The organism is Microbulbifer sp. ABM4_008 (assembly GCF_056311705.1).
Genome location: NZ_CM149970.1, coordinates 5059531 through 5079115, shown reverse-complemented (window position 1 = coordinate 5079115; position 19585 = coordinate 5059531). Strand labels below are relative to the sequence as shown.

At 50.6% G+C, this 19585-nt stretch carries 20 protein-coding genes; 10 read left to right on the top strand and 10 right to left on the bottom strand.

Translation table 11 applies throughout. The features are described from left to right. Positions 1 to 65: 65 nt before the first annotated feature. The 3 genes from coaD to ACYX4J_RS22085 all read left to right on the top strand — a co-directional run bounded on the left by coaD (position 66) and on the right by ACYX4J_RS22085 (position 4097). A complete protein-coding gene (gene coaD, locus ACYX4J_RS22095; RefSeq protein WP_282930647.1) occupies positions 66 to 542 on the top strand; it encodes a pantetheine-phosphate adenylyltransferase in 477 nt (158 codons plus the stop codon). A gap of 62 nt (positions 543 to 604) precedes the next feature. After that, positions 605 to 2329: a gamma-glutamyltransferase gene (ggt, locus tag ACYX4J_RS22090; protein WP_476177568.1), complete on the top strand. Its 1725-nt coding sequence runs from the start codon at positions 605 to 607 to the stop codon at positions 2327 to 2329. A 130-nt stretch (positions 2330 to 2459) separates the two neighbouring features. Continuing rightward, the gene (locus ACYX4J_RS22085) at positions 2460 to 4097 is read left to right on the top strand and encodes an NAD-dependent malic enzyme (protein ID WP_476177567.1); all 1638 of its coding nucleotides are present in this window, start codon (positions 2460 to 2462) and stop codon (positions 4095 to 4097) included. Positions 4098 to 4146: 49 nt separating this feature from the next. Here the strand turns inward: ACYX4J_RS22085 and ACYX4J_RS22080 are convergent, their stop codons facing one another. From ACYX4J_RS22080 to radC, 7 genes are all read right to left on the bottom strand, one after another. After that, positions 4147 to 5748 carry an amidohydrolase family protein gene (locus ACYX4J_RS22080; RefSeq protein ID WP_476177566.1) on the bottom strand — a complete coding sequence of 534 codons (1602 nt, stop codon included), beginning with the start codon at positions 5746 to 5748 and terminating at the stop codon, positions 4147 to 4149. An 84-nt stretch (positions 5749 to 5832) separates the two neighbouring features. Then, complete coding sequence (locus ACYX4J_RS22075) at positions 5833 to 6381, bottom strand: disulfide bond formation protein B (RefSeq protein WP_444906853.1); 549 nt, start codon at positions 6379 to 6381, stop codon at positions 5833 to 5835. 11 nt (positions 6382 to 6392) lie between these two features. Continuing rightward, the gene (locus tag ACYX4J_RS22070; RefSeq protein ID WP_282934619.1) at positions 6393 to 6545 is read right to left on the bottom strand and encodes a DUF5993 family protein; all 153 of its coding nucleotides are present in this window, start codon (positions 6543 to 6545) and stop codon (positions 6393 to 6395) included. Between the two features lie 71 nt (positions 6546 to 6616). Then, on the bottom strand, positions 6617 to 7432 hold the full coding sequence (gene mutM, locus ACYX4J_RS22065) for a bifunctional DNA-formamidopyrimidine glycosylase/DNA-(apurinic or apyrimidinic site) lyase (protein ID WP_444934497.1): 816 nt from the start codon (positions 7430 to 7432) through the stop codon (positions 6617 to 6619). A gap of 97 nt (positions 7433 to 7529) precedes the next feature. Beyond that, positions 7530 to 7685 (bottom strand): 50S ribosomal protein L33, encoded by a 156-nt coding sequence (gene rpmG / locus ACYX4J_RS22060; RefSeq protein WP_020413983.1) that lies wholly within the window; start codon positions 7683 to 7685, stop codon positions 7530 to 7532. A gap of 36 nt (positions 7686 to 7721) precedes the next feature. Further along, complete coding sequence (rpmB, locus tag ACYX4J_RS22055; protein ID WP_020413982.1) at positions 7722 to 7958, bottom strand: 50S ribosomal protein L28; 237 nt, start codon at positions 7956 to 7958, stop codon at positions 7722 to 7724. 215 nt (positions 7959 to 8173) lie between these two features. Beyond that, a complete protein-coding gene (gene radC, locus ACYX4J_RS22050; RefSeq protein ID WP_444892377.1) occupies positions 8174 to 8848 on the bottom strand; it encodes a RadC family protein in 675 nt (224 codons plus the stop codon). Between the two features lie 148 nt (positions 8849 to 8996). Here radC and coaBC point away from each other — a divergent pair, with 148 nt between their 5' ends. The 4 genes from coaBC (at position 8997) to slmA (ending at position 14427) form a co-directional block, all read left to right on the top strand. Beyond that, on the top strand, positions 8997 to 10202 hold the full coding sequence (coaBC, locus tag ACYX4J_RS22045; RefSeq protein WP_476177565.1) for a bifunctional phosphopantothenoylcysteine decarboxylase/phosphopantothenate--cysteine ligase CoaBC: 1206 nt from the start codon (positions 8997 to 8999) through the stop codon (positions 10200 to 10202). A 65-nt stretch (positions 10203 to 10267) separates the two neighbouring features. Then, a complete protein-coding gene (locus ACYX4J_RS22040; protein ID WP_476177564.1) occupies positions 10268 to 12643 on the top strand; it encodes a phosphomannomutase/phosphoglucomutase in 2376 nt (791 codons plus the stop codon). A 146-nt stretch (positions 12644 to 12789) separates the two neighbouring features. Beyond that, positions 12790 to 13707 (top strand): acetylglutamate kinase, encoded by a 918-nt coding sequence (argB, locus tag ACYX4J_RS22035; RefSeq protein ID WP_444915165.1) that lies wholly within the window; start codon positions 12790 to 12792, stop codon positions 13705 to 13707. A 111-nt stretch (positions 13708 to 13818) separates the two neighbouring features. Then, positions 13819 to 14427, top strand: coding sequence for a nucleoid occlusion factor SlmA (slmA, locus tag ACYX4J_RS22030; RefSeq protein ID WP_108735025.1), 609 nt, complete (start codon positions 13819 to 13821; stop codon positions 14425 to 14427). Between the two features lie 64 nt (positions 14428 to 14491). Here the strand turns inward: slmA and ACYX4J_RS22025 are convergent, their stop codons facing one another. Together ACYX4J_RS22025 and pyrE are read right to left on the bottom strand one after the other, a co-directional pair. Further along, positions 14492 to 15088: a hypothetical protein gene (locus ACYX4J_RS22025; protein ID WP_475709114.1), complete on the bottom strand. Its 597-nt coding sequence runs from the start codon at positions 15086 to 15088 to the stop codon at positions 14492 to 14494. Positions 15089 to 15135: 47 nt separating this feature from the next. Continuing rightward, positions 15136 to 15789 carry an orotate phosphoribosyltransferase gene (gene pyrE / locus ACYX4J_RS22020; protein WP_413663822.1) on the bottom strand — a complete coding sequence of 218 codons (654 nt, stop codon included), beginning with the start codon at positions 15787 to 15789 and terminating at the stop codon, positions 15136 to 15138. Positions 15790 to 15903: 114 nt separating this feature from the next. Here pyrE and ACYX4J_RS22015 point away from each other — a divergent pair, with 114 nt between their 5' ends. Next, positions 15904 to 16671 (top strand): exodeoxyribonuclease III, encoded by a 768-nt coding sequence (locus tag ACYX4J_RS22015; RefSeq protein WP_413663823.1) that lies wholly within the window; start codon positions 15904 to 15906, stop codon positions 16669 to 16671. A gap of 66 nt (positions 16672 to 16737) precedes the next feature. On the opposite strand, the gene rph is transcribed toward ACYX4J_RS22015, so the two are convergent. Next, positions 16738 to 17457, bottom strand: coding sequence for a ribonuclease PH (gene rph / locus ACYX4J_RS22010; protein ID WP_444895659.1), 720 nt, complete (start codon positions 17455 to 17457; stop codon positions 16738 to 16740). Positions 17458 to 17566: 109 nt separating this feature from the next. Here rph and ACYX4J_RS22005 point away from each other — a divergent pair, with 109 nt between their 5' ends. Continuing rightward, positions 17567 to 18454 carry a YicC/YloC family endoribonuclease gene (locus ACYX4J_RS22005; protein WP_475709113.1) on the top strand — a complete coding sequence of 296 codons (888 nt, stop codon included), beginning with the start codon at positions 17567 to 17569 and terminating at the stop codon, positions 18452 to 18454. Between the two features lie 88 nt (positions 18455 to 18542). Further along, positions 18543 to 19097 (top strand): rhomboid family intramembrane serine protease, encoded by a 555-nt coding sequence (locus ACYX4J_RS22000; RefSeq protein ID WP_445362841.1) that lies wholly within the window; start codon positions 18543 to 18545, stop codon positions 19095 to 19097. Positions 19098 to 19585 lie beyond the last annotated feature (488 nt).

Here is a 19585-nt window from a genome sequence, read left to right as displayed (position 1 = left end):
TTTGACCTTAGCCGTAAATTGTTTACCATTCGCATCCCATTCGGCCCGCATTTAAGCCCTGGCGTATGAAAAAAGTCGTCTATCCCGGAACCTTCGATCCCATCACCAATGGTCACTTGGACTTGGTGGAGCGCGCATGCCGCTTGTTTGACCACGTTATCGTGGCTGTGGCTGCCAGCAACCGCAAAAACCCCCTGTTCACCTTAGAGGAGCGGGTAGAACTTTCACAAAAAGTTCTCGGCCACCTGCCCAATGTCGAAGTCATTGGATTCGATATCCTGCTCGCCGACCTGGTGCGCCAGGTAGATGCTTATGGCGTACTGCGCGGTCTGCGCGCGGTGTCCGACTTTGAATACGAGTTCCAGCTGGCCAATATGAACCGCCAGTTAGCGCCCAATATGGAAAGCCTGTTTCTGACACCGGCAGAACATTTGTCCTACATTTCATCCTCTTTAGTGCGTGAAATTGCCTCCCTGGGCGGCGATGTCACCAAGTTTGTTCCGGCTGCTGTACAGAGCGCGCTGGAAGAGAAATTTCGTTAAGCCGGAATCTGGCTATTTCTGATACACTCGAGCGGATTTATCCACAATCCGCGGAGTGTTACGTGCGCAACTTTCTCGCCGCCTTTGCACTGGTTCTGAGTCCCGCTTTCGCTTTTGCCGATGAACCTCAACCAGAGTTTGATACCGGTCGCACAGCCGTTAAGTCCTCAACGGCCAACTTCTATATGGCAGTCACTGCCAACCCCCACGCCAGCCGGGCTGCCGAGCAGATTCTCGCCCGGGGCGGCAGCGCTGTGGATGCCGCCATTGCCGCTCAGATGGTATTGGGATTGGTAGAACCACAATCCTCCGGGATTGGTGGCGGAGCATTTATGCTCAGCTATGACGCTGCGGCAAAGAAGCTCAAGTACTACGACGGGCGCGAGACAGCCCCCTCTCAGGTAGACGAAAATTACTTTATCCGCGACAACAAGCCGCGTTCATTTTTTGAGTCTGTAATCGGCGGCTACTCGGTCGGCGTTCCCGGTGTTGTGCGAATGCTGGAAATGGCTCACGAGCGCGATGGCAAGTTACCCTGGGAGCAGTTATTTCAGCCGGCCATACACCTGGCCAAATCCGGCTTTCAGATATCACCGCGCCTTCACCAGCTGTTACTGCGCATGCCGAAGGTGGCTGCTCGACCGGAAATTGCCAGCTACTTCTTCAACAGTAACGGCAAGCCCCTTCCGGTGGGTCACAACTTGAAGAATCCAGCTTACGCGGAAACCCTGGAGGCCATTGCCCAGGGCGGTGCGGATGCCTTCTATCACGGCGACATTGCCAAGGCTATCGTCAAAGCTGTGCGCTATGACAGTGCCAACCCAGGGCTCCTGAGCCTCGAAGATATGGTTAGCTACCGGGCCAAGGAGCGCCAGCCCCTGTGTTCGGAGTTTCTCGAATATCGTGTGTGCGGTGCGGATGCCCCGTCGTCCGGAGGTACCACAGTAGGCGGCATTCTGGGCATGCTGCAACAATTTCCACTGGAGCGCTTCGAGCCTGGCAGTGATCTGCTCACCCACTTATTTATCGAAGCTTCGGAACTGGCATTTGCCGATCGCAACACCTACTCCGGTGATTCCGACTTTGTCCAAGTACCCAGTAAATCACTGGTGTCCAGGGATTATTTGGCTCGCCGCGCGCAGTTAATCGACCCGGACTCCGCCACAGCTGCGACTCCGGGTACCCCAGCCGAACTCGGGGTGAAGCGGGTGATGGCCCAGTCGCCAGAGTTGCCCAACACCAGTCATTTAGTGATTGTCGACCGCTACGGTAATGGTGTCAGTATGACGACCAGTATTGAAACCGGCTTCGGGTCGCGCCTGATGGTGAAGGGCTTCCTGCTCAACAACCAGCTCACCGATTTTTCCTTCACTCCAAAAAACAGTAGTGGGGAGCGGGTGGCCAACCGCATTCAAGCGCGCAAGAGACCACGCTCTTCCATGTCCCCCACCATCGTTTTCAACAAAGATGGCAGCATGCGCCTTCTGGTGGGTTCCCCCGGCGGTTCACGAATTATTGACTACACCGCGCGCACCATTCTCTACCATCTGGGCTTGAATATGCCGATTGCCGAAGCGATTTCTGCGGGAAATATCGGCGCTATCGGTAAGAGGGTCGAATTGGAGCCCGGCTTTTTCAGCCCCGATACTATCGAGAAACTCGAAGCCCGTGGACACGAGGTTGTCGAAAGGGGCCTCAACAGTGGTATCCATGCCATCGCTTTGCAAAATAACAAGCTGTATGGGGGAGCCGACCCCCGCCGCGAGGGCAGCGCAGTGGGCCGCTAAATGGCCCACCCTCGTGGTGATTAGCCTGCCCACTCACGCTCTCAAGCAAAAACCATTGATCCCCCGCCATTAACCGAGCTCACCTTAGTCCATACTTCTTTTGGCTTAATCGAGTAAGGGAGCTTGGCAAGTGAAAAAACCAAAAACCGAGTTGGGGGGACTCAGACTCCTACACAACCCGATAACCAACAAAGGCACAGCCTTTACTGCAGCAGAACGACAAAAATTTGGTCTCACAGGCTTAATTCCAGATGCGGTTGAAACCATAGAAACCCAAGTAGAACGGGTAATGATGCAGCTGAGTCACAAGCATTCAGACATTGATCGCTTTGTTTACCTCACTGGGCTATTGGACACCAATGAAACGCTTTTCTACCGCGTGGTTATGTCCGACCCAGAGCGCTTTTTACCTATTATTTATGACCCTACCATCGGTGAAGCTTGCGTTAAATTTAGCCATATCATACGCCGGGTTAGGGGCGTTTACCTTTGCACCAACCACCGGGGCAAAGTCGCCGAATACCTGCACCATTGGCCGGATCAGGAAATCCGTTTTATCTGCGTAACTAACGGTGGACGAATTCTAGGACTGGGCGATATCGGAGCCAATGGCATGGCCATTCCCATTGGAAAATTACAGCTATATACCGTGGCGGCAGCTATACCACCAGAACATTTACTGCCGCTCTTTTTAGATGCGGGGACGAATAACGAGGCTATTCTCAGTGACCCCTTATATATCGGCTTACGAGAAAAACGTCCCACCAGTGAAGTCCTATATCCCTTTGTCGATGAGTTTGTTGCTGCTGTTCAGGAGCAATATCCCAACTGTTGTTTGCACTTCGAGGACTGGACTGGCAGTGATGCTGTACACCTGCTGAAACGCTACCGGGACAAAGCTTGCTGTTATAACGATGATATTCAGGGAACCGCCGGAATAGTTCTCGCAGGCATGCTCAATGCACTGAAAATCAAAGGTAGTACGCTAAAAAATGAGCGAATATTTTTTGCCGGAGCAGGGTCGGCAGGCATAGGTATAGCTGACTTACTCGTCAGTAAAATGATCGAGGATGGGCTAAATGAAAAAGATGCCCGAGCTAGAATTATTATGTTTGACCAAAATGGCCTATTGGTTAAAGGTCGGACAGATTTATATGATTTTCAGCAACCCTATGCCCATGATTTACCCCCTACCAATGACCTGTTTACCGCTGTAAATACACATAAACCAACTACTCTTATCGGCGTCAGTACTGTTGGGCAGCTATTTACGCGACAAGTAGTAGAGACTATGGCAAAACTTAATCAAAAACCAATAATTTTTGCCTTATCCAATCCAACCGAGCACGCTGAATGTACAGCGGAGCAAGCTTATCAGTGGTCTCAAGGCACAGCTATTTACGCTGCTGGAGTTCAGTTTCCAAATTACAACTTTAATGGGAAAAATTATTTACCTGGACAGGCAAATAATTTCTACATCTTCCCTGCAGTTGCTCTTGCAATCTATGCGACCAAAGCAAAAAGAATCCCAGATGAGCTATTTATAGAGGCGGCTATTGGTGTTGCAGAACAGGTCGCAAACGAACTTCTTGATCAAGGCTGCTTATTTCCACCACAAGCGCACATACTTAAAGTGTCATTGCACACTGCTGTCAGGGTAAGTGAAAAAATATTCAAGCTTGGTCTGGCCGAAATACAAGAGCCCAAGAATCTATATAAATTCATTGAAGAGTTAAGTTATAAAGCAGAATATAGGACACTCACATAAGCTTCATATTTTACTCTAAAGTGCAACCACCAATTTATTAATGGATTTTTTAGTATACCAGCCTACCTTTATAGTAGGTATTTAACACTCTAACTTTATCAATTTCGGCTGATTTTATTTTCAATAAATTTCCATCCAGAACGATAAAATCAGCCCACTTTCCCACCTCTAAACTTCCTACTTCATTCTCCAGATGAATAGCATAAGCCCCCCTAATTGTGAGCAACCTTATCATAAGGTCAACTGGAACCTTATGCTTAGCTCCTGTGTGTATAATGGAAATCGGATCTCGTATCACATTTAGGCTATTCATCTGCCCTTCTAGCTTCCCATCACCTGCAAAAAATAAAATTTTACCCCCCATATAAGAACCTGTGCCTTCTGTTAATTTATCGACATTAAAGGTTGGCAACTTACCCTCATAAACAATTGCTGCCGCATTATTTTTCTCCAACAAATCAACCAGTAAGAATTCTGGAATATTTGATACGATATTACGGACCCCCTGATACTCCGCATTAATTAACTTTTCAACTTGGCCCCTTAATATGCCACTTTCATAACTCCCTTCAGGAAGGCTAAAATGCACCTGAAACTTATATAAATTTGCCTGATGAAAAAGATCGACAAGCCATGCAGAAGTATCTTTTACACTTTCTCCCAGCTCGTCTTGAATTAGATAATTATAATTTGAAATAGAGTCTGGAATTACGAAACTAATAGCAATCACTTTAAAATCATCTGAAGAAATTTTATCCGCATAATTCCTAAGGGATATAAATCGATCAGAAGGCATGTTCATAGGAACCGTTAAAAACGCTCTAATACGAACATCACGTTTTTCCAAAGAATTTGATTTTTTAAATTTTTCAGCTTTATTTTCACTTTCAAAAAAAGGAATATGAAATGAATGTAAAGTTGTGACCCCCATGGAAAGGGCTACATCCTTTAGCTCACTGAGATTATGAAACTCTTTGCTCACCTTGCCTTCAGGAATTAGACTACTAAAAACACTTACTGCTCCCCTACCTTGAAATAGGCCAATAGGAATTCCATCATCACTTCTTTTAATAAAATTCTCAGTCGAACTTTTGGTGCTCATATCTATTCCAGCCGCCGCTATAGCTTCAGAATTAGTCCACACATATGAATGATCCGCTGAGAACATAATAATTGGTACTAGATCATTAATCTGATCAAGCATTGCTTTATGGGGCTCGTCGTCACCAAATACTTCCATTTTCCAGCCACGGCCGACGACAATTTGGGCCTCAGGATTATTGAGAATGTAATCTTGAATCTTATTTTGATAGGCTTCAACTGATTGAAACAGAGACAAATCCAGACCGCTATAATCGGTATTGTTTGAAATTGACTGGATGAAACCGGGAAGTACTAACCTTCCTTTCAAATCATTAACCTGAGTGTGAACTCCGACATACCTATTCACTCCATTTTCATTCCCCAAATAGACTATGCGCCCATCGCGAATTGCCATTGCCGAGGCAATACTACGGGCCGGGTCGACGGTATAGATATACGCATTCCTTAAAACGTGCTGGGCGGGTTCAACACCGGCGGCCGGCAAGGGGGATTCAGCTCGTTCACAAGCAATTAACAATAGTGAAATGAGCAGGCAGGCCAGACGCATAGGGACTCCTCACAGTTTTCCGTAATTCCCCGGGACTCGGGTCTTATCAGGAAAAGTGTAGAAAGCTCGGACACATTTGTGTGCCTAACCTCGAGACCACAACCAGTGATACCCAAATGACCCACTGGTGCAGGGACCCAGACCGCACTCGAGGAGAACCGCGACTAAATTGGCCAACACGACAGTGAAGAAAGAGATGGCAATGCACTTTTCAATCAAAGTTAACTCTCTAGTGGCAAAACTTCGTCGCTTAAAGCCAAACATTAATGCAACGCCACAGTAGATCAGTAAGACAAAGAAAATCAGTGCAGACCAAGTGTATAAATGCAAGCCCAAGACTGGGCTGCCAAACCCTGGATCGCCAGGGGTGATATGCAGCAATACCTGCCTTACAGCAGCAGCCAGACCGGCTAGACACGAAAGAATAACAACGCCGTAATGCTCTGCACGAATACTAAAGCGCAGGTTCAACATCAATCCCATGCCAATCATGGCAAAGGCAACACGTTGTAAGAGACAGAGAGGGCAGGGGTGTTGGTGGGATGCCAACTCCATGATCAAGGCAATCCATAGGATTATGCTTACCGCTAACAGCGCCAAGCTATCCAGCCTTCTGACCATAAACACCATCATGGGCACGGCCCCTAGAAAGACAGCGACAGTGCTCGCGTCATATGATATCCACACCACATAATGAAGATCAGCAAGGTCAACAACCACCAGCCCATTGCAGAGCGGCGACGACCATTCCAAACGGCCCAAATCGACAGGGTGACCGTAAGAAAAGGCAATATCATGACCACTAAGCAGCTCCTTATCGACAATACGATGATATTAGTATTGTCTAAAGCTGCCAGAAGGATGCGATTTAACGTTGGCAGCTAGAGCAGAAAAAGGTATTTCTCTGGCCCAAAACCATATCTTTGACTGCTCGGCCGCAAGAGGGACAGGACTCACCCGCACGGCCATAAACATTTAGCTGTTGGGCGAAATAGCCAGGTTTTCCATCACCGCCAATAAAGTCCCGCAAGGTAGTCCCACCTTGGGCGATTGCCTGACTGAGAACCTGCTTTATGGACTCAGCCAAGCGCTGGTGTCGGGCTTTGGAAATAGAACCGGCCTGTCGATCTGGGCGAATGCCCGCCAGAAAAAGAGATTCACTGGCGTAAATATTACCCACCCCCACAACGATACGGCCATCCATGATGAAGGTTTTGACCGATTGCTTACGTTTGCGCGAGGTTTCAAACAGATACTCACCACTAAATTCTTCCGAGAGAGGCTCTGGGCCCAGATGGCTGAGTAAGTCGTGGGCCAGTGGGTCCGCCACTGTCCACAGTAGGGCACCAAAGCGGCGCGGGTCGCGGTAACGCAGTGTGAGACCACTATCCAGGCGCCAGTCGATATGATCATGCTTTTCCGGTGCCTGTGCAGCCTCGACCATACGCAGGCTGCCAGACATTCCCAGGTGCCAAATAGCGCAGCCCTTGTCAGTATGTACCAGTAGGTATTTAGCCCGACGCTCCAGTTTCAGTATCCGGGCATTGCGGACACGGCGCTCAAAGTCTGCTTCCACGGGCCAGCGCAACTGATGCTGGCGCACTTTTGCGGAGCGAATTTTATGCCCCTCCAGGTGAGGTTGCAGGCCTCTGAGAGTGGTTTCTACTTCTGGGAGCTCTGGCATCGTCTGGAGTTACCCTGTGTAAACTGGCTGCTCAATTTCCAATACGCACAAAAAAGCCCGGTTAAAACCGGGCTTTCTGTACAGTAGCGGTAGGCAATTACTTAATTTTGCCTTCCTTGTACATTACATGCTTGCGTACAACGGGATCGTACTTTTTGATCTCCATTTTCTCAGGCATGTTGCGCTTGTTTTTGGTAGTGGTGTAGAAGTGGCCAGTACCGGCGCTGGAATTCAGACGAATCTTCTCACGCATTGCTCTATCTCCAATCTATTAGCTGGGCTACAGCCGTTACACTTTTTCGCCGCGGGCGCGCAGCTCAGTCAGGACAGCGTCGATACCTTTCTTATCGATAACGCGCATGCCTTTCGCGGAAACACGCAGCTTCACAAAACGCTTCTCGGATTCAACCCAGAAACGGTGGCTGTGCAGGTTCGGCACGAAGCGACGCTTGGTGCGGTTCTTAGCGTGGGATACATTGTTTCCGGTGACCGGACGCTTACCGGTTACCTGACATACCTTGGACATCTGTTGGCCTCTTCAAAACGCTTGTGCCCGCATGGCGCCAATCCTGAAGAGGAAAAGGTAGTGCGGGAACATAAAAATCGGGATTCTAATCCGGTTCCTGGATGGCGGCGGAACCTGTGCAGAATCTGGCCCGGCCGCAAAGAGCGGCGTTTTATACCAAAAGAGCCCGTAGGGAGCAAGTTTTGTACAACATTTCAACGCCGGGAACGACACCTTTACATCAATCCCTGCTCTGCAAAGGATAGCGCCTTGCCCTCACCGACGATCAAATGGTCCAGAACCTTGATATCCACCAGCTCTAGTGCCTGGGTCAACCGCTCGGTAATCCAGATATCTGCCTGGCTGGGCTCACTGACACCAGAAGGGTGGTTGTGCGCCAAAATAACCGCCGCAGCCCCCTTCAACAGCGCTTGCTGTACTACTTCGCGCGGGTAGACATTCGCTGCATTCAGAGTCCCCTCGAACAGCTCCTCAAAAGCGATCACCCGGTGTTGATTATCCAGGTAGAGGCAGCAGAACACTTCCCTGCGCCGGTGCCTGAGCTGGATTGCCAGGTAATCCCTGACCGCCCCGGGACTGCACAGTGCGCTGCCGTGCTGTATCGTCTCCGCCAAGTGCCGCTTGGCCATTTCCAGCGCCGCTTGCAACTGAGCAAACTTGGCGTCGCCGAGCCCTCGCGCGCGGCAAAAGTCATCTCGCTCGGCCTCTAATAGGGGGCGCAAGCCACCAAAGTCATTGAGTAGTCCCCTGGCCAGATCCACTGCTGAGAGGCCAGGTAGCCCCACGCGCAGAAAAATTGCCAACAACTCTGCATCCGACAGGGCTTCAGCCCCTCTCTCCAACAGCTTTTCCCGAGGCCTCTCACCTGCCGGCCAGTCCTTTATTTTCATTTGTAGCCCAGTTAGTCAGTGTCTTATCTATCGCACATCTACTGAACACCTTTTCCATGCTGCCCTTGTGAGGCGCTACTGCAGTCTTATAAGAAACGACACAGAAATGCTAATCTTACCGGCTCGCACCAAATCGGAAACAGCATTTATGTCCTCTCTGGCCGACAAACGCATACTTTTAGGTATCAGCGGTGGAATTGCCGCCTATAAGAGTGCCGACCTGGTTCGCCGGCTCAAAGAGCGCGGTGCCGATGTCCGAGTGGTAATGAGCGCCGGAGCACAGGAGTTTGTGCAGCCACTGACCTTTCAGGCGCTATCCGGTAATCCGGTGCATACAGACTTGCTGGATCCCTCGGCAGAAGCCGCCATGGGTCATATCGAACTGGCGAAATGGGCTGACCTTATCCTGATTGCTCCAGCCAGTGCCCAGGTAATGGCAAAGTTGGCTGCCGGTATGGCTGATGACCTCCTAACTACCCTTTGTTTGGCCAGCGAAGCCCCCCTGGCCCTGGCACCAGCCATGAACCAGGCCATGTGGCGCCACGCAGCTACCTCAGCCAATGCTCAGACCCTAAAGGAGCACGGAGTCATATTCTGGGGCCCGGGCGCTGGTAGCCAGGCCTGTGGCGACGTGGGCCCCGGCCGTATGTTGGAACCAGAAAACCTGGCGGAACACACTGAGTCCCTGTTTCGCACAAGCCACTCACTGCAGGGCCGCAAAGTAGTAATCACTGCCGGCCCTACCAGGGAAGCCATCGACCCGGTGAGATTCCTCAGCAACCACAGCTCTGGAAAAATGGGCTTCGCCCTGGCCGCGGCGGCGCAGAGTGCCGGTGCCGAAGTGACGTTGATTGCCGGCCCCGTAAATTTGGATACGCCGCCAAAGGTCAATCGTATCGATGTTATCAGCGCCCAGGATATGTATGAGGCCGCCAAAAGTGCCGCCGATCACTGCGATATCTTTATCAGTGCAGCAGCCGTTGCTGATTTCCGTCCGGCCCAAGTCGCTGAGCAGAAAATCAAAAAGAAAGACGGGCAAGATGATGATGCAATTGCCCTCATCAAAAATCCCGATATTGTTGCAGCCATAGCCACGCGTACTGAGCTGCGGCCGTTCACTATCGGGTTCGCCGCAGAGACAGAACAGGTTCTCGCCCACGCCCAGAGCAAGCTGCAGCGGAAAAACCTCGATATGATCATTGCCAACGATGTGAGCCAACCGGACTCGGGATTTAACAGCGATCACAACGCTGTCACTGTGATAGATGCGGATGGTCAGAGCCGACTGGCTCCCGCATTGAAGACCGACCTAGCCCGACAACTCATTGAACTCATCGCCTCCAAGGCTCAGTGACAAAATTTACGCTCAAATCAGGGATATCTGTGGGCTCCAACAACAAAAAGAAACCAGGCGGTACCATGCAGAAAGGGTTATTTTTACCGTTATTATTAGTAGTTGTCGCTTGGCTGGGCGGTGCCTATCTGTTAATCCAGTATCTTGTAATACCCCACAATTACTCGCAGATTGAGCTAGCCGCCAAGCAAAAAACTGCCGAACTAGCTGAAGTCGTGCAGTCTTACGTCGCAGACTATTCGAAGCGCCTGCAGGCCCTTGGATCAAGGAAGCTCCCTGCAGCAACACTGATTGAATCTACCAAATTACCTGAGCAGGTATCCCTCCAGGCCTTTTCTTCCGAACAGGTTCGAGTGGGCTCAGGGCAAAATCCCTCCCTGAACTTTGCCTTGGTCGATCTCTTAAAGCGCAGTCAGGAAACACCTGAGCAACCGATGGAAGTACTGCGTACAGGTGTGGAAAATAGCTGGCAACTTCATAGTGTTATCAACCTGGAAAATGAACAACTACTGGCTACCCAACCCTTTTCCGTGCTGGAAAACATTTTAAAAAGTCTGGGCGGTGGTCATGGACAAGTTCAGTTAATGCAGAAGTTTCCCGATGCCCACCGACAAACTCTGTGGCGCGCAGGCACAGGAAAAGGCCACAACACTATAGAGCAACTTGAGGACAGCTATTTAAGCCTCCACTTCAGTCCCTCCGAAACCTTTGTCGAACAGCACAGTCTGCCCACATCCTGGATTTATATCGGAGCCGGCATTGGAATATTGGTGAGCCTATTCGCCCTACTGAAATTCCTACCTCGCGATTCGAGAGCCCCATGGGAAAGAAGTAAGGATGCTAGTGGCAGCGAGCTTAATAAGGCGCACCCACAAGCCTCTGATGGAGGAACTACACAGGCTCCCAATACAGATTTTCTGCCGCAGAGCTTGGCCTCAGCACCCAGTATCTCGGACTCTGATTCAGAGAACTCAGAGTCCGAAGAAAAAGAAAATAGTTCAAAGGACTTGCCAGAAAGTGACGATGACAAGCCCGAGCTGCCTCTGACCTCTGAGTATCCCCAGCATGTTTTCCGCGCCTACGATATCCGTGGAATCGCCGGGCAGGAAATCAACGAACCTTTTGCCTATCAACTAGGCAGAGCGCTCGGCACCCTGGCACAGCACGCTGGAGAACATCTCTTACTAGTTGGCCGAGATGGACGCAATAGCAGTGAGACACTTAGCCAGTGCCTGATTGAGGGAATTCTAGATAGTGGCTGCAACTCTATTAATCTCGGCCTGATTCCATCACCACTTCTCTATTACGCTTGTGCGAAAGGAAAAAATACCAGTAGTGGGGTCATTGTTACCGCAAGCCACAACCCTGCGGAATACAACGGCTTTAAGATCGTACTGAAAGGTCGCGCCCTGGCGGAAGACAAACTGCAGGGGCTCTACCAGTTGATGAAAAAAGGCCCATTCAAAAGTGGGGAAGGCGCCAATCGGGAGCAAGAAATCACCGATAAATATATCGATGAAGTTTTCAATAATGTCGCCCTCGCCGGGCAACCGCACTTGGTTATCGATGCTGGCAATGGCGCCACCTCTAACCTGGCTCCCCGCCTCTTTGAGCAGCTCGGCTGTGCTGTAACACCGATCTATTGTGAGGTGGATGGCAACTTCCCCAATCACGCACCGGACCCCTCCAGACCAGAAAACCTCGAAGCCTTGACTGAAAAGGTTCTGGCTACAGGAGCAGATCTGGGCGTGGCCCTGGATGGTGATGGTGATCGTGTTACCCTGATTTCAAGCAGCGGCCGTATCGCTTGGGCAGACCAACTGGTTATGTTGCTGGCAAGGGATATCCTTGCGCGCAATCCAGGAGAAAATATTGTCTTCGACGTTAAGAGCAGTCGCAGTTTATCCCAGCTAATCAGCCAGTATGGGGGCCGCCCCATTATGTGGAAGACCGGACACTCGCCCATGAAAGCCAAGATGTTGGAGACCAAAGCCATTTTGGGCGGCGAGCTTTCTGGACATATCTTTATTAAGGACCGCTGGTTTGGTTTCGACGATGGTATCTACGCTGCTGCGCGGGTACTAGAAATTATGGCACTACGCGAACAAAGTCTTGATGAACTCCTCGACACCTTGCCGAAAATGCACAGCACCCCTGAGATCCTGCTCCCAGTAGAAGAAGCTGAGAAGTTTTCACTGATAGACCAGCTGCGCGATAAGGGAAATTTTGGCAATGCCGATATCAATACTATCGACGGCCTGCGCATAGAGTTTCCCGATGGCTGGGGGCTTGTACGTGCCTCCAATACCACTAGCGCACTAACCCTGCGCTTTGAGGCTGAAAATGAACAGGCCCTGGAGCGCATCCGTAATGAGGTGATGGGACAGCTCAGAAAGATTGCTCCCACAATTACTGTACCCGATTGGCAACTGCTCAATTAAGATAAGATGGCGGAATAGACTGCGCCGCCATCGGGCCACTGCCCCTATTGCTTAGAAAACAATCCACCACATTTGCTTTAAATCGTTGGCGACTCAAATCAGGACCCCAAACCTGATTCCCTTTCGCCCTGTGTAAGGAACTGCCCATGTCCCTAGATCTAAACTCTGCGCTGAAAAGTGCTCAGGTCCTCAATGAAGCACTGCCCTATATCCAGCGCTTTACGGGCAAAACTATTGTGGTCAAGTTCGGTGGCAACGCCATGGTGGATGAGCAACTACAAAACAGTTTCGCGCGAGACATTATCCTGATGAAGCTGGTAGGTATGAACCCAGTGGTGGTGCACGGTGGCGGACCTCAAATCGGGCAGCTGCTAAACAAGCTCAGTATTGAGTCCCGCTTCGTAGACGGAATGAGAGTCACCGATAGCGAAACCATGGATGTTGTGGAGATGGTGTTAGGGGGCACCGTCAACAAACAGATCGTCAATTTGATTAACAAAAATGGGGGCCGCGCGGTAGGTATCACCGGTAAAGACGGATTACTGGTTAAAGCGCGAAAGTTGACCCGAAAAAATGAGAGCGCGGGACTACATGCCTCTGAAATCATTGATATTGGCCAGGTTGGGGAAGTCGAGAAAGTTAATATTGATGTGATCAATATGCTGGTCCACAGTGACTTTATCCCGGTTATCGCGCCGATCGGAGTCGACGGCAATGGGGTTTCTTACAATATTAATGCCGATCTCGTCGCTGGGAAAATCGCCGAAGAATTGAAAGCAGAAAAACTGATGTTACTCACCAATGTCGCCGGCCTGCAGGATAAGGAGGGAGAGGTTCTCACCGGACTGACTACCAATGAAGTAGAGGGCTTAATTCAGGATGGCACCATCTATGGCGGCATGCTGCCAAAAATCACCTGCGCTCTGGACGCTGTTCAGGATGGGGTAAATTCCGCTCACATCATCGACGGCCGTGTGCCCCACGCCATATTGCTCGAAATATTTACAGATCGAGGCGTGGGTACCCTGATTACCAACATCGAAGCGCAAACTGTGGACCACTAGCCCCTTGGCAATTGAAGACAGCCCGGCGAATCGGTAGGATTCCGCCGCCGTCAAAATAAGACGACAAGAGCAAAACTAAATTCCGCCCCCCAAGCGGACCAAAGGCAGTCAATGAGCAGCGAAAAAATCAATCGGCGTCAACAAATCCTGGAAGCTCTAGCACATATGCTGGAAGTCAGTCCCGGCGCACGTATTACAACAGCAGCACTGGCCAAGGAAGTTGGTTTCTCTGAAGCCGCGCTATATCGTCACTTCCCCAGTAAATCCAAGATGTTTGAAGGGCTGATCGAATTTATTGAGGAGACCATTTTCAGCCGTATCGCAATGATCCTGCAGGAGGAGCCCTCGGCTCTCAATCGCTGCCAGAAAATTCTGCAGCTCCTGCTAGCTTTCTGTGAGCGCAACCCAGGAATCACTCGCCTACTCACAGGCGACGCGCTTACCGGTGAAACTGAAAGGCTACATGGACGAATCCTGCAGTTGTTTGATCGACTGGAAACTCAAATTAGACAGATCTTGCGCGAAGCCGAGTTGCGCGAACACCTGCGCCCGACTCTTCCTCTCGGTGGTGCTGCCAACCTGCTTTTGGCGAGCGCGGAGGGGCGTATCGTCCAATACGTGCGCAGCGGTTTTAAGCGTAAGCCTACAGAGTACTGGGCAGAACAGTGGCCCGTATTAACGGCTGGTTTCTTCCGTGAGACAGTGGCTGCAGCCAGATAACCATTTCCTCATGAGGGCTGTTTAGCGGTAGCCCTCCGAAATTATTCAGGCATTGAGAAATTAGCTAGCTCTCAGCATTAAGTTCGGTATAGCGGGCTACCGCCTTATCAAAATCAACCCCTATGGTATCCGCTTCAGCCGCACGCCGGCTGAGGCGCTCCTCAAGCACTTCCATTTCTTTTTGTAGATCTGCAATTCTCTGCAACAATTCGGGAGCCACCTCACGGCCGCCCCGCTGCGTGCGCGCAGCAGAGGCTTCTTCCTGGGCAATTTGCCGGCGTAGACTGCTGATATTTGACCGCATGATAGCCATATCCTGCTCTACGACAGCCAACTTGCGCGACCGAGCACTCTCAATATCCGCAATACTGTTATAGCGCTTGAGCAACTTACGATCCGCCTCACGCTGGGCCTCCAACTTAAGCTGGGCCTGGTACTCTTCAGGACTGAGCTGCGGTGCGATTACTTCAACTACACGACCGGTAAGAGTGAGAATCTCATATCCATTTGGAACAAATTCCGGTGGAATAGCATCGTTGATCACCAGGACTCCCTGGTGATCAGTGTATCGATACAAAACCCGGCTATTGTTACCATAAGCCTCTACAGCCAACATCAAAAGGGTGCTGACCAATAGAGGTACTAAAGGGGCGATTCGCATCGCTCTTCTCTCTGAATTAACCGGCCCACAGCTAGGGGGGGCAATATTTATTGACCCGCGACACCGTAGCGCTGCCGGTAGTCCACAATTTTCTGCAGAGTATCGCTATCATTCGACTCCTGCTCGAGAAAGCTGATCACATCGTCTAACTGCACGATGCCGACCACAGGAATATTGTACTGTCTCTCAACTTGCTGAATAGCGGAGAATTCACAATCTTCACTAGCCTTTTCCTGGCGGTTGAGACCAATCACAACTCCCGCCGCTTCTGCGCCATGAGATTCGATAATTTGCATCACTTCGCGCACGGCTGTGCCCGCAGTAATAACATCATCGATAATCAAAACCTTGCCATTAAGCGGCGCACCCACTAAGGTTCCGCCTTCACCGTGATCCTTGGCTTCTTTTCGGTTGTAACAGAAAGGCTTATCGATCCCCTTTTGGGCTAGAGCCACAGCAGTCACCGCACCCAGCGGGATACCTTTGTAGGCCGGCCCAAAAATGACATCGAACTCCACTCCCGAAGCGATTATCGCCTCGGCATAGGCCTGCCCCAGCGCTGCCAGTGCAGCACCGGTGTGGAAACGGCCGGCATTGAAAAAGTAGGGGCTTTGACGGCCCGACTTCAATGTGAAGTCGCCGAAACACAAAACCTGATGATCCAGGGCAAGTTGGATAAAATCGCGCTGATATTGCTGCATGGAAAATTGTTAACTATTGGCTAAGGTGAAGGGAGACCTCCCCGTAGCATTCCCGGGGGTAGGCATGCATATAATGTTTCTAATGATACACAGTCCGCTGGTAAGGGGCTAATAATGCGAATAGTAAGCTTGTCGGTAGACGGCGTTCATCAGGCCGCCCAACGCGGTCTCTACGATTGGTTGGCGGAGCAGGACGCAGATATTATCTGCCTTCAGGATCTGCGCTCTCTCGAGCCTGAATTGGACCACCCAATATTTCACCCCGACGGTTATTACAGTTACTTTTTCGACTCGGGAACCCCCCACGAAAATGGTGTGGCTATCTACACCCGCAGCCAGCCCAAAGCCATCATATTCGGCATGGGCTTCGCCAATGGTGAAGATATGTACGGCCGCTATCTACAGGCGGATTTCGAGCGACTGAGCGTTGGCTCTCTGCTCGCGCCAGTCGCCTCCGATGAGACGTCGTTAGAGAAAAAAGTCCAATTCTTTGAGGACATGCAGGCGCACTTGCTAAAAATAAGCCGCAAACGCCGCGACTTTATTTTCTGTGGTAACTGGGGCATGGCTCACCGTCGTGCAGACGTACAGAATTGGCAGGATCATCAGGATTCTCCCGGCTTTATGCGTCACGAACAGCGCTGGCTGGACCAACTGTTTAATGATGTTGGCTATGTCGATGCTTTTCGCCGTGTAGTAAAAGATACCGACGAATTTAGCTGGTGGCCCAGCGGTACTGTCGGAGAAGGAGATGGCTGGCGTACTGATATGCAGATCGTCTCTCACGGTCTAAAAAATCGCATTGAGTACGGTGCAATCAATAAGAATGTGAAATTCTCCAGCCACTTGCCGGTCATCATGGACTACGAAATCGAAGTCTGAATCACACGGAGTTCCGGCCCCTTCCCTATTGAGAGAGGGCCGGATACAAACCAAGGGGCGGCAGCTTTACTCGTCCAGCGCCCGCTTTTGCAAAGCGATCAATTCATCGATACCCGCCTTGCCCAACCCCAGCATCTGCGCAAACTGCTTTTCAGTAAATGGCTCACCCTCTGCAGTGCCTTGAACCTCGATCATGCCGCCATCTTCGGCCATCACCAAATTCATATCGGTATCCGCTGAACTGTCTTCCGGGTAATCCAGGTCCAGTAGCGGCTCCCCCTCATAAATTCCCACTGATACCGCTGCTACCATATTCTTGAGCGGATCATCGGCAATGATTTTTTCTCTCTGCATATGACGTAAGGCATCAACCAACGCCACACAGGCACCTGTGATTGCTGCGGTCCGGGTACCGCCATCGGCCTGGATAACATCGCAATCGACGGTGATTTGATTCTCACCTAGCTTCTCCAAGTCTACCGCTGCCCGCAGTGAGCGCCCGATCAAGCGCTGAATTTCCACGGTGCGCCCACTCTGCTTGCCCTTGGCCGCTTCCCTGGGCATACGAGAGCCTGTGGAGCGTGGCAGCATGCCGTACTCTGCAGTAATCCAACCGCTGCCCTGGCCGCGTAAAAACCTTGGGACTTCACTGGAGAGAGAGGCATTACACAAAACCTTAGTATCACCAAACTCCACCAACACAGACCCCTCCGCATGACGGGTATAGTTGCGGGTAATTTTTACCGGGCGCAATTGCGCAGGGGCGCGGCCACTGGGACGCTGCATAGTCCACCTCAAATATTGAATGAAAGCCCCGCATTATATACCCCAGCATGGCGATCCAAACGCTGTGTTATTATGCCGGGCCGATTAATACGCCTGTAGGGGATCAGCTATGGCCAGTCAACGGGAACAGAACAAAGTGCGCAGCATGACAGCCTTTGGACGCGCCGAGGCCAATTACGCAAACGGCACTGCTATCTGGGAACTGCGCTCGGTCAACCATCGCTACCTGGAACCACATTTCCGTTTGCCCGAAGCGGCTCGCGCCATGGAAACACAACTGCGTGATACGCTGCGCAAGACGCTGTCCCGCGGCAAAATTGAACTGACCCTGAGCCTGAAGACCAATAGCGCCGAAGATACTGGGCTGGAAATCAATCAACCCCTCGCCCAGGCGCTGATTCAAGCAGCAAAACAAGTAGCGGGTGGCGAGGATGTTCAACCACTCAATCCCTTGCAAATTCTCCAGTGGCCCGGTGTTATCAGTGAACCTGAAGCAGATACCGATAAACAGACGGCAACGATATTAGAGGCTTTTCGCGAGGCACTGGGACAGCTGCGCGCAAACCGTGAACGCGAAGGCGCTGAGCTAGCCAAGTTTATTGAGGCCCGACTCAAGGGAATCGAAGAGCAGGTAGCCAATGTTCGAGAACTGCTTCCCCAGATTCTTGAAGCACAGCGAGACAAGCTGCGCAGCCGCCTGGAAGAATTGCAAGTGGAGCTGGACAAGGACCGGCTCGAACAGGAGATCGTCCTGTTGGCCCAGAAAGCAGATGTGGATGAAGAGCTCGACCGCCTCAGTGCGCACACTTCTGAAACACGTCGGGTTTTAGCCGGCGGTGGATCAATCGGCCGTCGGCTTGATTTCCTGATGCAGGAATTTAACCGTGAAGCCAACACCCTTTCCTCAAAGTCTGTGGTTACTGACACAACCCAGGCTGCGGTAGAGCTCAAAGTATTGATCGAGCAGATGCGCGAGCAAGTACAAAACATCGAATAACCCTCTGGGGCATTCTCACCGAGACTGTGGATGCCCCTTTGCCACCAGAGAGGGGGATTTGTGATAGCTCACCCTTTAAGGAATATTTATGCGACACAACCTGAAGTGGGTCGGCGCTATTTTTTTAGTGCTTGCTGCAATTGAGATTATTAATATTCTGAGCGGCCGATCGCTTAATTACTTTGGTATTGTTCCCCGCTCAATCAACCACCTCCCCCATATTTTTTCTGCACCATTACTGCATGGAAATAGCTGGCATTTCTTCTCGAACATATTCACTCTGTGCATCTTCAGTTTTTTAGTGTTGCAGTACGGGGTAAAAACTTACCTTAAAGTGACCCTATTCGTTGTGATCACCACCGGACTGGCCGTTTGGCTTTTTGCAGGCAGGGGCAATCATTTGGGAGCTAGCTCAGTTATCTATGGCTATTTCGGCTTTTTGCTTCTTGCGGGATTTATCAGCAGGAAATTTAGCCGTTTATTAATATCTATTGTGGTAGCCATCCTTTATGGAGGGCTTATTTTCGGTGTCTTGCCACGGGGTGGTTTTATCTCCTGGGAGTCCCACCTATTTGGATTTATCTTTGGATTGCTGGCTGCAAAGCTGTGGGCCAAAGTTCCCAGTTATAGCAAGGCCAGATAAACACAAGTCCTAACACCAACCTTTCAACCTCAAACCCCAGTGGTAGCCAGCAAAGGTTTTCATTACTGGGGTACCCTCAGGAAACAGGCCCCAAAGCCAAGCTACGTAAATGCTACGTACACGTCACTAAGAAGCGTTTAGCGATTCATCTTTTCTACGCACGATAATTCTTTTATCTGAAAATATTCGCTTATTATCCAGTTTCCCCCCTGTGAACCCCTCCACATCTCTCCCGTAGATAAATTCTCACTATCAGATTTTTTTCCCAAAATTTATAAATTTGTCGCCAAAAGCCACACAAATTTAAAGGCTTAAGCTGAGGATAATAATTTCACGAACGTTATAAAGAAGTACCATTTTGAAACTTTGGTACCAATTTTGGTCAAACTGACTTACCGACTGTGAGAAAGACAGTTTCAAGGCCTATCCGTTAAGCAAATTTATTTTGTTAGTGCGGAGTTTTTCAGGAGTCTCCGGCCTATCGGAAT